General features: G+C 66.4%; 16 protein-coding genes and 1 riboswitch. Of the genes, 9 read left to right on the top strand and 7 right to left on the bottom strand.

Annotated features, from left to right (window positions below; translation table 11 throughout):
• Positions 1–25 precede the first annotated feature (25 nt).
• Positions 26–1,036, top strand: coding sequence for a GGDEF domain-containing protein (locus GV027_RS11480; protein ID WP_328799428.1), 1,011 nt, complete (start codon positions 26–28; stop codon positions 1,034–1,036).
• 335 nt (positions 1,037–1,371) lie between these two features.
• Positions 1,372–1,500 (top strand): hypothetical protein, encoded by a 129-nt coding sequence (locus GV027_RS21715; RefSeq protein ID WP_260171388.1) that lies wholly within the window; start codon positions 1,372–1,374, stop codon positions 1,498–1,500.
• A gap of 43 nt (positions 1,501–1,543) precedes the next feature.
• On the opposite strand, the gene GV027_RS11485 is transcribed toward GV027_RS21715, so the two are convergent.
• Entirely contained in the window at positions 1,544–2,182 is a 639-nt protein-coding gene (locus tag GV027_RS11485; protein WP_159511961.1) for a YbhB/YbcL family Raf kinase inhibitor-like protein, read from the bottom strand.
• Positions 2,175–2,726 carry a hypothetical protein gene (locus tag GV027_RS11490; protein ID WP_159511962.1) on the bottom strand — a complete coding sequence of 184 codons (552 nt, stop codon included), beginning with the start codon at positions 2,724–2,726 and terminating at the stop codon, positions 2,175–2,177. The genes GV027_RS11485 and GV027_RS11490 overlap by 8 nt, the downstream gene beginning before the upstream one ends.
• Positions 2,727–2,894: 168 nt before the next feature.
• Between GV027_RS11490 and GV027_RS21720 the strand changes: the two genes are divergently transcribed.
• Complete coding sequence (locus GV027_RS21720) at positions 2,895–3,020, top strand: hypothetical protein (protein WP_260171387.1); 126 nt, start codon at positions 2,895–2,897, stop codon at positions 3,018–3,020.
• 25 nt (positions 3,021–3,045) lie between these two features.
• A complete protein-coding gene (locus tag GV027_RS11495) occupies positions 3,046–3,351 on the top strand; it encodes an alkylphosphonate utilization protein (protein WP_031394037.1) in 306 nt (101 codons plus the stop codon).
• 55 nt (positions 3,352–3,406) lie between these two features.
• On the opposite strand, the gene thiC is transcribed toward GV027_RS11495, so the two are convergent.
• The 4 genes from thiC to GV027_RS11515 all read right to left on the bottom strand — a co-directional run bounded on the left by thiC (position 3,407) and on the right by GV027_RS11515 (position 7,257).
• Positions 3,407–5,329 carry a phosphomethylpyrimidine synthase ThiC gene (gene thiC / locus GV027_RS11500; protein WP_159511963.1) on the bottom strand — a complete coding sequence of 641 codons (1,923 nt, stop codon included), beginning with the start codon at positions 5,327–5,329 and terminating at the stop codon, positions 3,407–3,409.
• A gap of 39 nt (positions 5,330–5,368) precedes the next feature.
• Positions 5,369–5,476, bottom strand: a riboswitch (TPP riboswitch).
• A gap of 88 nt (positions 5,477–5,564) precedes the next feature.
• Positions 5,565–6,428: a MipA/OmpV family protein gene (locus GV027_RS11505; RefSeq protein WP_234387246.1), complete on the bottom strand. Its 864-nt coding sequence runs from the start codon at positions 6,426–6,428 to the stop codon at positions 5,565–5,567.
• A gap of 69 nt (positions 6,429–6,497) precedes the next feature.
• Positions 6,498–6,947, bottom strand: coding sequence for a DUF2141 domain-containing protein (locus GV027_RS11510; RefSeq protein WP_236559186.1), 450 nt, complete (start codon positions 6,945–6,947; stop codon positions 6,498–6,500).
• Positions 6,853–7,257: a sterol desaturase family protein gene (locus GV027_RS11515; RefSeq protein WP_443029533.1), complete on the bottom strand. Its 405-nt coding sequence runs from the start codon at positions 7,255–7,257 to the stop codon at positions 6,853–6,855. Before GV027_RS11515 ends, GV027_RS11510 begins: the two co-directional genes overlap by 95 nt.
• 372 nt (positions 7,258–7,629) lie before the next feature.
• Between GV027_RS11515 and GV027_RS11520 the strand changes: the two genes are divergently transcribed.
• Positions 7,630–8,049: a hypothetical protein gene (locus GV027_RS11520; protein WP_159511965.1), complete on the top strand. Its 420-nt coding sequence runs from the start codon at positions 7,630–7,632 to the stop codon at positions 8,047–8,049.
• 172 nt (positions 8,050–8,221) lie between these two features.
• Here the strand turns inward: GV027_RS11520 and GV027_RS11525 are convergent, their stop codons facing one another.
• Positions 8,222–8,815, bottom strand: coding sequence for a GNAT family N-acetyltransferase (locus GV027_RS11525; RefSeq protein ID WP_159511966.1), 594 nt, complete (start codon positions 8,813–8,815; stop codon positions 8,222–8,224).
• 236 nt (positions 8,816–9,051) lie between these two features.
• On the opposite strand from GV027_RS11525, the gene crtY reads away from it, so the two are divergent.
• From crtY to GV027_RS11545, 4 genes are all read left to right on the top strand, one after another.
• Positions 9,052–10,218 (top strand): lycopene beta-cyclase CrtY, encoded by a 1,167-nt coding sequence (gene crtY / locus GV027_RS11530; protein ID WP_031394043.1) that lies wholly within the window; start codon positions 9,052–9,054, stop codon positions 10,216–10,218.
• Complete coding sequence (locus tag GV027_RS11535) at positions 10,215–11,693, top strand: phytoene desaturase (RefSeq protein ID WP_031394044.1); 1,479 nt, start codon at positions 10,215–10,217, stop codon at positions 11,691–11,693. Before crtY ends, GV027_RS11535 begins: the two co-directional genes overlap by 4 nt.
• Positions 11,694–11,886: 193 nt before the next feature.
• Complete coding sequence (locus tag GV027_RS11540; RefSeq protein WP_031394045.1) at positions 11,887–12,468, top strand: TIGR00730 family Rossman fold protein; 582 nt, start codon at positions 11,887–11,889, stop codon at positions 12,466–12,468.
• Between the two features lie 148 nt (positions 12,469–12,616).
• Positions 12,617–13,564 carry a phytoene/squalene synthase family protein gene (locus GV027_RS11545; RefSeq protein WP_159511967.1) on the top strand — a complete coding sequence of 316 codons (948 nt, stop codon included), beginning with the start codon at positions 12,617–12,619 and terminating at the stop codon, positions 13,562–13,564.
• Positions 13,565–13,618: the final 54 nt, after the last annotated feature.

A 13,618-nucleotide genomic window follows, 5' to 3' on the forward strand; every position in this document is an offset into this window, starting at 1 on the left:
GCGGGACGCTCAGGGCGCACAACAGGTGAGCACGGAGGACCTGTTCGACCAGATCGGCCGATTCCTCCGTAAGCACCGGTTGCGTCCGGATCCGTCGCATTATGCGTTCGCGCATGCCGTGCTGTCGGCACCCGACGGCCCGCTCGCGGCGCAGGTTGCGCAATTGACCGAGGGCGGCGTCCGGCTGCTGCGCAGGGATATCGAGGCGCTTGGCGGACAGGTCACCGAGCCCTCTGCGGTGGTCGATCCCGACGACCCGTGCGATCCCGCGCAACGCGAAGGGCAGGCGGACCGGCTGGTTGCCGAGACGCAGGAGTATGTCGACGGATTCGCGACGATCATGCACAGCATCCACGCCGAGACCCGCGGCTTCGGCCATGACCTGGCGGAAAGCGCGGCAGCGATCACGACCTCGCCGGGACTAGCCGAGATCGACGAGATCACGCGGATCACCACCGCGATGATCGGCCGGATCCGTGAGTCCGAGGTACGGCTGGCCAAGGCGAAGCACGAGACCGACGTCCTGCGGGCCAAGCTGATCGAGGCGCGCGACAGCGCACGCCGCGACACGCTGACCGGCCTGCCCAATCGGCGCGCGTTCGACGAGGCGTTCGGCGCCCGTGACGCGGGCAAGGGCCCCTATTGCCTGGCGGTATGCGACGTCGACCGGTTCAAGCGCGTCAACGACGCGTTCGGCCACGGCGTCGGCGACAGGGTGCTGACCGCGATCGGCCAGATGATCGCGGCGGGGTGCGAGGGGCATCTCGTCGTGCGGCACGGCGGCGAGGAGTTTGCGGTGCTGTTGTGCGGCGTCAGCCTGAGCGACGCCGCGCGCCTGCTCGATTCGGTCCGCGCGATCGTCGCCGCCAAACGCTTCCGCAATCGCGAGACCGATTCGCCGCTTGGCCAGATCACCTTTTCGGCAGGCGTCACCGCGATCCATGCGGACGAAGCCGCCGAGAGCGCGTTCGCCCGCGCCGACCGGCTCCTCTACACCGCCAAGGGCGACGGGCGCGACCGGATCTGCGCCGCCTGATCCGCGCGGCGGTCCGCGGCACCGATCCTTGGCGCCGTTCACCGGATTCGTGTGGCGCAAAATCCCAACTGCTGCGGGGCTGCTGCGAAAAACCGCGCTGATTCAGTCGGATACGGAACTGGCACGGGGTGTGCAAAGCAGGGGATATCGGCAGCCGGATGGTCCGGACGCCGCCATCACCGAAGGGAAGCCACCATGTCCTCGATCCATTTCGAATCCGCCAAGCGCATCCTCCTCTCGTTCGCCGGGGCGCTGGTCTTCGCCGGCATCGCGATCAGCGCAGCGACGCCGATCATCCCGATCGCCTGATCTGGCCTGACTGCGGAGACTGCATCATGCTTCGTCATCTCCATCGCGCCCAATCGCGGCCCGATCGGGCGCGGGACCCCGGCCTGCTCGTCTGCATCGTCGCCTTCTCGACCACAGTCCTGCTGATCGCGACCCACGCCGCAGCATTCGCCTGACCGGCAGCGCGGCGGATCCCTGCCCGCCACGTGCGGGTCGCGGTCAGGCCGGCATGGCCGATGAAGCGGGGCCGACGGGCGCGGCCTCCTCGCGCGAATAGGTCCCGATCAGCAACCCCGCCGCGAGCACATGTCCCGACATCGCCTCGACCAGCGCGGTGCGGCCCGGTGACACGCCTGGATCGCCCAGCGCCGCATCGAGCGCGAAAAGCTGGAAGGCATAACGATGTTCGCCATGCCCGGTCGGCGGATCGGGCGGCAGCCAGCCTTCGCGTAGATAGGAATTGCGCCCGACATCGCCGTCGGGCGTCCCTGCGCCGTCGGCCGTGATCGCGCCCTCGGCCAGTCGCAGCCGATCGGCAGCGATATGCCAGACAATCGCGTGAACCAGCGGTTGCGGCGTCGGCGCATCCGCATCCTCGACGATCAGCGCGAGTGCGGCGGTGCCCGCAGGCGGCGCGCTCCAGAGGAGCGGCGGCGACACCCCGTCACCATCGGCGGTGAACCGGGGCGGCAACCGCCCCTCATGCGCGAAGCCGGGGCTGGTCAGGTCGAGCGTTGCGAACTCCGTGCCGGCCTGCGCGCCCGACCCGAAACCGGAGCGGGCGATCACCAGCGCGTCGGCACCAGCGCGCAATCCTTTAAGTGCGTGGCCGAGCCAGGCAGGCATGTGTTCAAGCATCGTTTCCACCCTCCGAAGGACAGGCGCCGGGGCGCAGGACCGGTGCGCCATTGGCATACCAGCGGCTTTGGTCGCGCATCGTGCCGGCATCGTGATAACAGGCCTGCGCCGTGCCACCCGCCGGATCGATCGCGACCATCCAGTTGTGATCGCCGCAATTATGCGCCTCGCACCCCCAGGAGGCGATGCGCCGGCCCCGTTGGAAGATCGGCGTCTGCGGTCCCGAGCGTCCGCGGATGAGCGACCGCAGCCGGGCATCGTCGACAACCGCGAGCAACCCGCCGGCAACCTCGGTCCGATCGAAGAAATCGACGCCATCGACCGCGTCATGCGGATATTTGCCGACATAGGCGGTGAGCGGCGTGGTCTGCGCCTGCCCTGCCACGGGGGTCGGCGTCCGCGTGGCAGGCGGCGTGAAATTCGTAACCGCAGCGGTCTGCTGGGAATCGTCGCCCGCACTGCAGCCTGACACGGCCATGGCAAGCACTGCCATCCCCGCACGCAGCGACAGGGTAATCGGCGCAGCCCCGGATCCGATATGCATCGCAGCCCCCTCATGCTCTTTTCATCCCAACGCGCCGACTGGGCCGAGGTTGCCCGCGATGCCCGCACTGCCGGGGCGACTCGATGATCCGAATCTACGGGTATGCGCGAGTGCAAGCGTGTATCGTCGCCGTCCCGGGGCGCTCCGCCCCGCCGGAAGGGCAGCATCATGGCCAAGAGCCAGAAGAAATCGAACAAGGAAGTCCGCAAGCCCAAGGCCGAGAAGGAGCCCAAGGCGAACGCGTCGAACCCGACGACCAAGGGCAAGCCCGTCGAGATGACGACGCTCAAGTGATCCGGCACGAGACAGGACGATGACGATGGCGGACGACGATTACGTCTATGACGAGGCCAGCGGCGAATGGGTCGCCGCCGACGCCGCATCCACGACCCGCGCGGCGGACGACGACGCGGTCGTGGTCCGCGACTCGGTCGGCAACGTGCTGGCGGACGGCGACCAGGTGACGCTGATCAAGGACCTGACCGTCAAGGGCGCGGGCCAGACGCTCAAGCGCGGCACGCTGATCAAGGCGATCCGCCTGACCGGTGACGCGCAGGAGATCGATTGCCGCTACGAGGGGATCAAGGGTCTGGTCCTGCGCGCGGAGTTCGTGCGCAAGCGGTAACGGGCGTACCCCCTGATCCTCCCCCTGGCGGGGGAGGAGTTCGGGATGTGGCGGATCAGACGTCCGCGGGGAGATAGATCTCGCTGCCCTTCTCGCGGAACCTCTCGCTCATCTCCGCCATGCCCTTTTCCGCATCGGCATGCGCGCCCTTGGCGAAGATCGCGCGGTTGGCGTCGGTCTGATCGACATCGGCTGCGAGGAACGTGTCGGCCGGGCCATTCTGTTTCGCGGCGAAGTCACGCACCTCCTGCGTGATCTTCATCGAGCAGAATTTGGGACCGCACATCGAGCAGAAATGCGCGGTCTTGGCGCCTTCTGCGGGGAGCGTCTGGTCGTGATATTGCTCGGCCGTATCGGGGTCGAGGCTCAGGTTGAATTGATCGCGCCAGCGGAATTCGAAGCGCGCACGGCTTAACGCGTCGTCGCGCATCTGCGCGGCAGGGTGACCCTTGGCGAGGTCGGCGGCGTGCGCGGCGAGCTTGTAGGTGACCACGCCGACCTTCACGTCGTCGCGGTCTGGAAGCCCGAGATGCTCCTTGGGCGTCACGTAGCAAAGCATGGCGGTGCCGTACCAGCCGATCTGCGCCGCGCCGATGCCGCTGGTGATATGGTCATAACCCGGCGCGATGTCGGTGGTGAGCGGCCCCAAGGTATAGAAGGGTGCCTCGCCGCAGACCTCGAGCTGCTTTTCCATGTTTTCCTTGATCTTGTGCATCGGCACATGGCCGGGGCCCTCGATCATCACCTGGACGTCGCTCTTCCACGCGCGGTGGGTGAGTTCGCCAAGCGTGTAGAGTTCGCTGAACTGCGCCTCGTCGTTCGCGTCGGCGATTGAACCGGGGCGCAGCCCGTCGCCGAGCGAATAGGCGATGTCATACGCCTTCATGATCTCGGTGATCTCGTCGAAGCGCTCGTAGAGGAAGCTCTCCTTGTGATGGCTGAGGCACCATTTCGCCATGATCGAGCCGCCGCGCGAGACGATGCCGGTGACCCGCTTGGCGGTCATCGGGATATAGGCGAGGCGCACGCCGGCGTGGATCGTGAAGTAATCCACGCCCTGCTCCGCCTGTTCGATCAGCGTGTCGCGGAAGATCTCCCAGGTCAGATCCTCGGCGACGCCGCCGACCTTTTCGAGCGCCTGGTAGATCGGCACGGTGCCGATCGGCACGGGACTGTTGCGCAGGATCCATTCGCGCGTGTCGTGGATGTTGCGCCCCGTCGACAAGTCCATCACCGTGTCGGCGCCCCAGCGGATCGACCAGACGAGCTTGTCGACCTCGGCGGCGACGTTCGACGCGACTGCGGAGTTGCCGATATTGGCGTTGATCTTGACCAGGAAGTTGCGGCCGATCGCCATCGGCTCGGATTCGGGGTGGTTGACGTTGTTGGGGATGATCGCGCGGCCGCGCGCGACCTCGTCGCGGACGAATTCGGGGGTGACGAAGTCGGGGATCGACGCACCGAAGCTCTCGCCGTCGCGCTTATACTCTTTCAGCATCGCGCGGCCGAGATTCTCGCGGGTCGCGACATATTCCATCTCGGGCGTGATGATGCCGCGGCGGGCATAGTGCATCTGGCTGACATTGGCGCCGGCCCTGGCGCGCAACGGGCGTGCGATACTGCCGGGGAATTGCGGCACGCCGCCCGAGCGGTCGGGGCCGAGCTGGCCATTATCCTCGGCCCGGACCGCGCGCGCGTCGTAACTTTCGACATCGCCCCGCGCCTCGATCCACTGGCGGCGGAGTTGCGGCAGGCCGGCGTTGATGTCGATCGTGGCGCGCGGGTCGGTGTACGGACCGCTGGTGTCGTAGACGCGCAAGGGCGGCTCGGAACAGCTGGGGTCGAGCACGATCTCGCGCATCGCGACGCGGACGTCGGGGCTGGAGGGCACCGCGACATGGATCTTCCGCGAGCCGCGGATCGGGCCGGTGGTGACGCCGATGTCGGCGGTCGGGATGCGGGGATCGTAATCGGCCATGCGCTTGCTCCTAAAGGTCTCGGAGCAAGGCATACGGTTCTGTGGCGACCGCTCCCTCCCTCCGCCGGTATCAACCGGATCAGGTTCAGCGGGTCGAAGGCTCCTGCCTTCCTCTCAAGCGCGGATCGGCGCTCCCCCGGGGTAGGGCGAGCATAGGCGCAACGGACGGGGGCGCAAACGAAAAACCCCGCGCGGTCGGGCCGCACGGGGTTTCGGGTCGATCGGCGGGTTGCGATCAGAAGGTGTAGGTCAGGCCCACCGCGCCGAGCCACTGGTCGGCATCGCCGACGTCCGCGACGATCGGGCTGTCCTTGTACTTGCCGAGCATGCGGCCATAGAGCACGCCCGCGCCGACGCCGAACCCGCGGCGCAGATCACCCGACAGGCTCTGCAAGGCAAACGCGGAGACGTTGACGCGGCGGAAACCGCTGTCGTTGATGTCATAGGTGCGCAGGCCGCTGTTGATCGTGCCGATCGGCGTGACCGCGGCATAGGTCCGGCCAAAGCCCTTGCCCGCATAATCCGCCGACAGGCCGAACGCGACCAGGGTCCGGACCGACAGCGGCGTGGTGTAGTTGACCTGCGGGGTGATGACATAGCTGTCGTGCGTGCCCGACACGTCGTGGATATAGGCGACGCGCGCGGTCAGCGTGTCGTAATCGCTGGTGATGACACCGGTCTTGCCGATGCCGACAAAGCCGCCGACTTCATAGGCCGTGTCGATCTTGCCCAGCGCGCGGACCTGGCGGTTGTCGACCCGGCCCGTGCGATCGGTACGCACCGCGGCGATGACACCGACTTCGTAGTTGATGCCGACCGACCCGGTATTGGGGATCAGGTTCACATAGAGCTGCGTACCGCGCGTGAAGAAATCATGCCCGCGGACCGTACCGATCGCGACCGCGCCGGGGGTGAAGCTGTTGCTGTCCGCACCCTCGTAATCGGGAAGCGACGCGACGCCGAGACCGAGCGTGATGCGGTTGTTGTCGGCGGGATCGGTGATTGGCGGGGTCGGATTGGGATCCGTCTGCGCAAGTGCCGGCGTGGCGAGGGCGACTGCCGCGGTTGCGGCAGTCAGAACGAGTGAGAATGCGCGCAAGGACGGGCTCCGGACAAAAAGGTTCCACCGCGCAACGCGGGGCAACCCCATTCGGTCCGTTGCAATCCGTCAGAAGATGTAACGCATCCTGACCTGTTGCATTTCAGCATCACCGGCGAGCATGAACCGTGCCGCGGAAAAGCGCGGCGGTCCGAAGCGTACCGCGGCGTTGTTCGAGAAGCCATAGCCCTCGCGCGGGATGCCCGCGATCGTGTCGAGCTTGGAGTTGCTGTTCTCGTCATGGATGATCGCCAGCGCATAGCCGCGCTGCGGCAGGCCCGGAAAGCTCGTCGTCCGGACCGCGGCGGGCAGGGTCCGGGTCAGCGCCTTGGCATCGTCGACACAGGCGGGGAAATTGTCGGGGTCGGCGGTCAGACAGATACGGATCAAGCCCTTGGCCGAGCGAAGATTGTCGACCTCGACGTCAAGCCGCGTGACCGGGCTCGCCGCCGCCAGAACGGCCCAGAGCGCCGCCGCGGCCAGCACGCGCGGCAGCCTTGGCATGCGATCTGCGGACATTGCCGAGCTCCCGGTTGGTGCCGCAGAGCCGATCCCAGAACCGGAAAGTGAGCTCATAATTGCACCTGTATCGTTCATGATGTGGCTGATGGTGGCTGGCCGTGATCAGCCATGTCCCCAATGCTCCCCTCCACATGAACCGGGGAAAAACCTCCCGGCCCATCGGATTGGCCCCCTCCATAACGGTCATGACCGTCAGAGCCAAACCGAGCGCACCGCCAGGGTCGGAATCGCAATGACCCGTAGCGGAATTATCACAGCAACGGGACCGGATCGAACGCCGTTGCCATTCAGACCCTCGGTCGACCATGCCCGGCCGGTGCTCCACCTGTTTGCACTGACTCTAGCCTATCGCCCCCGCAAAATGATCGAAACCGGCGGCATCCGGATACGCGGCTGCAAAGCGCGACGGCCTGTGCGCCTGCAAACTCAACGCCGCCCTGATCTATGTCCGAACACCGGATCCTCATCATATCTTTATCGATTTTGCAGAATTCATGCGCCAACAACTCGGTTGTCTAAGTCTCATTGACGCCTTGCAATGTGAAATTTCACTCAGGTCAACGAATTTGAGATCCGGATAGCAGAACATTGCTCCATTACGACGATAACGCCTGTTTGAAAGTCTGACGCCATGTCGGAGACAGGCCATCTCGATACTATAAATTTAGGAGATGAGGATATGGCAACCATCAACATCATGATTGCTGTGGATGTGGAAACAGCTCAGTCGACGGCCAGTGGCCAGACCATCACCCAAGGTCTGTATATGATCGACACGACGGGCTATGAAGGCACGTCCGAGGGTGGCAACGAGTTGACGACGCCGTGCAATGCCGGTGACGTCTTGGTGTGGACCGTCTATCCCATCAATCCCGCCGATGATATCGCAATCACCGGGTTTACCGGTCAATGCACGCAGAACCCGCCGAATAGTGTATTCCAGAAGCTTGAAAAACAGACTACGCCCGCGGGCGTTATCTATTGGACCTGTGTGATCAACAACGGCACAGCAACGGGGTCCTACCAGTACAGCGTCGTCTTCTCGATGTCGGGCAAGACTTACAGCTATGACCCGTTCATCAAGGTCCCGGCGAACTGATCGCCAGCGCGTAAACATGGGCATGTGCGCTCCCGGCTGATCCGGAAATGAGCGCGCGCCGCACATGGTGCCGGGCAGCAGCGACGACTTGCGGCTGCCCGGTACCGTAAAAACCCGCGCAGTTCCTCGGCCAGCATCGCTCGACCTGTCCGCCGAGCGTCCGGAACCGAGGTCAGGCGCGTCGGTCGAGGATCAGGATCGGCGCGTCACGATAACGACCCTCGATGCGCAGGCGGTAGCCGAGGCGCTCGGCGAGGCGGAGCGAGGGCGCGTTGCCGGGGTCGAGGATGCAGGTCGTCGCGGCGATGCGCGGGTCGGCCCAGCCCAGGACCGCCGCCATCGCCTCCGACGCATAACCCTGTCCCTGCGCGTCGCCGGTCAGCGTCCAGCCCATTTCGGGGCCGACCGCACCGGGACCGTCGATCGGCGGCAGGATCGCGCGCCGCGCTTCGATCAACCCCATCTCGCCGATCAGCCGGCCGGTCACAGTCTCGCGCACGATCCAGCTGCCATAGCCGAACGCGGTCCACTGCCCGATCGAGCGGAGCAACCGGATCCACACTTCCTCGCGACTGCGCGGCGTGCCGCCGATCATCGCATAGACGCGGGCGTCGGCCCACATCGCGGCGCAATCGTCGAGATCGGCAGGGACATGGCCGGTCAGCGTCAGGCGCGACGTGGCCAGCGTCGGCGCCTGGGGGTGGCGAGGGCCGGGATCGCCGGCGTGCGGTGCTGGCGAAGCGTCGGTCGGGTGTGAGGGGGGCATGGCGGCTCCGAATTTGGCATGGACATAGTGGCGGAGATGGCGACGGCGCGCCATGCCCGACCTGACGCTCCCCCGCCCGTTCGCGTCCGGCGCGCGGTGGCAGCGGACGGCGATGGGGCAAGGGGGATCGCCCCGGTGGGGGAAGAGGCAGCGGGGCCGGCAATGCAGGTTGTCTTCGTGCGCGATTGGGCGGGAAAGGCTGTTTTCGCAGGCGCCGGTTTGCGCTAGTCGGAGCCATGGCATCGACGATCTCCTGCGACGTCGCGATCGTTGGCGCGGGCCTGGCCGGCGGGATGATCGCGCTGGCGCTCAAAGCGAAGCATCCGGCGCTCGACGTGCGGCTGGTCGATGCCGCCCCGACGGTCGGCGGCAACCACCTCTGGTCGTTCTTCGACAGCGACGTCGCGGCGGCGGACCGATGGATCGTCGCGCCGCTCGTGGTGCATGGCTGGCAGGGCTATGACGTGCGCTTTCCAGGGCATGCGCGGACCATCGACGCGCGTTACAATTCGATCGAGAGCGTCCAGCTCGACCGCGAGGTACGCCGCGTCCTGCCGCCGCACGCGCTGATGCTCGACCGCAAGGTGAGCGGCGCGAGCGCGACCGCGGTGGTGCTGAGCGACGGCGACCGGATCGAGGCGACCGGGGTGATCGACGCGCGCGGGCCGGGCGACCTCACGCTGCTCGATCTGGCGTGGCAGAAATTTCTCGGACGCGAGCTGCTGCTCGACGCGATGCACAAGGCACCGCGGCCGATGGTCATGGATGCGGGCGTCGAACAGCTCGACGGCTATCGTTTCGTCTATTGCCTGCCGTTCAAGGCGCGGCGGATGTTCGTCGAAGACACCTATTACAGCGACACGCCCGATCTCGATCTGCCCGTGCTGCGCGACCGGATCGACGCCTATGTCGCCGAGCGCGGCTGGTCGGTGAAGCGGATCGAACGCGAGGAATCGGGCGTCCTGCCGGTCGCGATGGGCGGCGATTTCGAGGCCTATTGGCGCTCGACCGGGGCGCGTGTCGCCAAGGCGGGGATGCGCGCGGGGATGTTCCACCCGACCACCGGCTATTCGCTGCCCGATGCGGTGCGGACCGCGTCGATGATCGCGGCGCTGGGGGATTTCTCGGGCGCGCGGCTGCACGACGCGACCTATGCGATGGCGCAGGCGACGTGGAAGAGCCGCGGTTTCTACCGGATGCTCGACACGATGCTGTTCCGCGCGGCGGAGCCCGAGGAACGCTACCGGATCCTCGAGCGCTTCTATCGCCTCTCCCCTTCGCTGATAGGCCGTTTCTATGCCGGACGTTCGACCATGACCGACAAGGCGCGGATCCTGACCGGCAAGCCCCCCGTCCCCATCGTGCGCGCCGTCCGCGCCATCGCAGGCAGTATGAGATCATGAAGACAGCTATCGTCATCGGCGCAGGGTTTGGCGGGCTGGCGCTCGCGATCCGGCTGCAATCCGCAGGCGTCCAGACGACCATCGTCGAGAGCCGCGACAAGCCGGGCGGGCGTGGCTATTACTGGGAGCGCGACGGCTTCACCTTCGATGCCGGCCCGACCGTCATCACCGATCCCGATTGCCTGCGCGAACTATGGGCGCTGAGCGGGCACGACATGAGCGCGGACGTGACGCTCGACCCGGTGCTGCCCTTCTATCGGCTGAACTGGGCGGACGGGACGAATTTCGATTATACCAATGACGATACGCAGATGCGGGCGGAGATCGAGAAGCTGCATCCGGGCGACTGGGCGGGCTATGAGAAGTTCCTCGCCTATTCGGCGGGCGTGTTTCACGAAGGCTATGAGAAGCTCGGCCATGTCGCGTTTCTCGACTTCGGGTCGATGATCAAGGCGGCGCCGGCCCTCGCGAAATATCAGGCCTGGCGCTCGGTCTATTCGATCGTGTCGAGCTTCGTAAAGTCCGAGAAGCTGCGCGAGGCGCTCTCGTTCCACACGCTCCTCGTCGGCGGCAATCCGATGACGACCAGCGCGATCTATGCGCTGATCCACAAGCTGGAGCGCGACGGCGGCGTGTGGTTCGCGCGCGGCGGTACCAACCGGCTGGTCGCGGCGCTGGTGACCCAGTTCGAGCGGTTGGGCGGCGTGCTGCGGCTCGACGACCCGGTCACCTCGATCGAGACGCTGGGCGACCGCGCGACCGGGGTCACGACGGCGAGCGGCTGGTCGGGCCAGGCGGATGCGGTGGCGGCGAACAGCGACATCATGCACACCTATCGCGACCTGCTGGCGACGTCGCGCAGCGGACAGCGGACCAAGGCGTCGCTCGAGCGCAAGAAGTACAGCCCGTCGCTGTTCGTCGTGCATTTCGGGATCAAGGGCACGTGGCCGGGCATTCCGCACCACATGATCCTGTTCGGGCCGCGCTATAAGGGGCTGCTGTCGGACATTTACGATCACGGCGTGCTGGCGGAAGATTTCTCGCTCTATCTGCACCATCCGACCGTCACCGACCCCAGCCTGGCGCCGGAGGGGCATTCGACCTTCTACGCGCTCGCGCCGGTGCCGCATCTCGGCAAGTTCCCGGTCGACTGGGACGAGATCGGCCCGATCCTGGAGAAGCGGATCCTTGACGAGATCGGCCGGCGGCTGATCCCCGACATCCACGACCGGATCGTGACCAAGTTCAGCTATGCGCCGAAGGATTTCGCGCAGGATCTGAACGCGCATCTGGGCTCGGCCTTCTCGCTCGAGCCGGTGCTGACACAGAGCGCCTATTTCCGCGTGCACAACCGCGACGATCACATCCCGAACCTGTACTTCGTCGGCGCGGGGACGCATCCGGGGGCGGGGATCCCGGGCGTCGTCGGGAGTGCTAAGGCGACGGCGCGGTTGATGCTTGAGGGCGAGCAGTAAGGGTTTGTTCGCGCGAAGGCGCGGAGGACGCGGAGATGGTGCGTCCAGCCTATCGGTCGGAAGACCTCTCGGCTGTACGTCATCATGGTATAAGGTCGCTCCGCGACCCGTGCTGCAACTCCGCGCCTCCGCGTCTCCGCGCGAACACATTCTTTTCTTGCGGCACCACGCGCGCTTCCCCTAGCGAGGCCACATGAAAAGACTTGCTGTGTATTGCGGGTCGGCGACGCCGGCTGATCCCCTGTATATCGAAGGCGCACGCGCGCTGGGACGGACCTTTGCCGAGCGCGGAATCGGCCTCGTCTATGGCGGTGGCCGCACCGGCCTGATGGGCGCGATCGCCGATGGTGCGCTCGAGGGTGGCGGCGAGGTGATCGGCGTGATCCCGCAGGCGCTGGTCGATGCCGAAGTCGCGCATCGCGGGCTGACCGAGCTCCACGTCGTGCAGGGCATGCATCAGCGCAAGCAGATGTTCACCGACCTGTCGGACGGATTCGTGACGATCCCCGGCGGCACGGGCACGATGGACGAGCTGTGGGAGGCACTGAGCTGGGCGCAGCTCGGCTATCATGCCGATCCGGTCGGGCTGCTCAACACCGCGGGCTATTATGACCATCTGATCGCATTCTGGGACAAGATGGGCGAGGTCGGCTTCCTGCGACCGCAGCACCGTGACCTGCTGATCGTCGCGGATACGCTCGACCTGCTGCTCGACCGGATGGCGGAGCATGTGCCGACGCAGCCGATCGTCCGGATGAACGCGTCGGATCTGTGACCGTCTTCGCGCCGCATACTATCCTGCTCCACCCCGGCGAAGGCCGGGGCCCAGTTGGGGGACGGGGATTGGCTCGCGCTACGCGTCGTTACACTCGCTTTTCCACCTGGACCCCGGCCATCGCCGGGGTGGTAGTAAAGGTGGCGGCATGACCTCCCCCTCCCCCACCCGCGAAGCGATCGTCGCGACGGCGAAGGAATCGATCGCGCGCGGATCGAAGAGTTTCGCGGCCGCCAGCCTGTTGTTCGACAAGCCGACGCGCGAACGGGCGTGGCTGCTCTACGCCTGGTGCCGGCGGTGTGACGATATCGCCGACGGGCAGGATCACGGGCACGGCATGACCGTGGTCGACGATGCCCCGGCGCGGCTCGTCACGCTGTCGGCGATGACCGAGCAGGCGCTGGCGGGCGAGGTCGTCGGCGAGCCCGCATTCGACGCGCTGCGGATCGTCGCGGCCGAGACGCGGATGCCCAAGCGGTTCGCGCGCGATCTGGTCGAGGGCTTCGCGCTCGATGCGCGCGAGTGGCGACCGCGCTCCGAAAACGACCTTTACAAATATTGCTACCATGTCGCGGGCGTCGTCGGCTGCATGATGGCGATCGCGATGGGCGTTGATCCCGACGACGAGGACACACTCGACCGCGCCTGCGACCTGGGGATGGCGTTCCAGCTCGCCAACATCATGCGTGATGTCGAGGAGGATGACCGGGTCGGGCGCTGCTACCTGCCCGAGGACTGGCTGGTCGAGATGGACTTTCCGCCCGGCCAGCACATGAAGCCGCCATTCCGCGCGCGCCTCGCGGTGCTCACGAAACGGATGGCGGACCGCGCGGCGGCGTTCGAGGCGAGCGCACGGGAGGGCACGCCCGCGCTGTCGTTCCGGTCGGCCTGGGCCGTGCTGTCGGCGGCCGGCATCTACGGCGCAATCGGGCGGGCCGTCGCGGCGCGCGGCGAGCATGCCTGGGATCACCGCGTTACGACGTCGGGGGCGCAGAAGCTGGGGTTTATCGCCAGAGCCGCGCGGGAGGCGGCGGCGCGGGAGCGGCTGTATCCACGCACGCCGCGGGATCCGCGGCTGTGGACACGACCGCGATAGCTTAGTCTTTCACGCCTCACCCCTCATCCGTTCGCCCTGAGCGAAGTCGAAGGG

It is taken from the genome of Sphingomonas sp. T1 (assembly GCF_902506585.1).
GTDB classification, from domain to species: domain Bacteria; phylum Pseudomonadota; class Alphaproteobacteria; order Sphingomonadales; family Sphingomonadaceae; genus Sphingomonas; species Sphingomonas aerolata.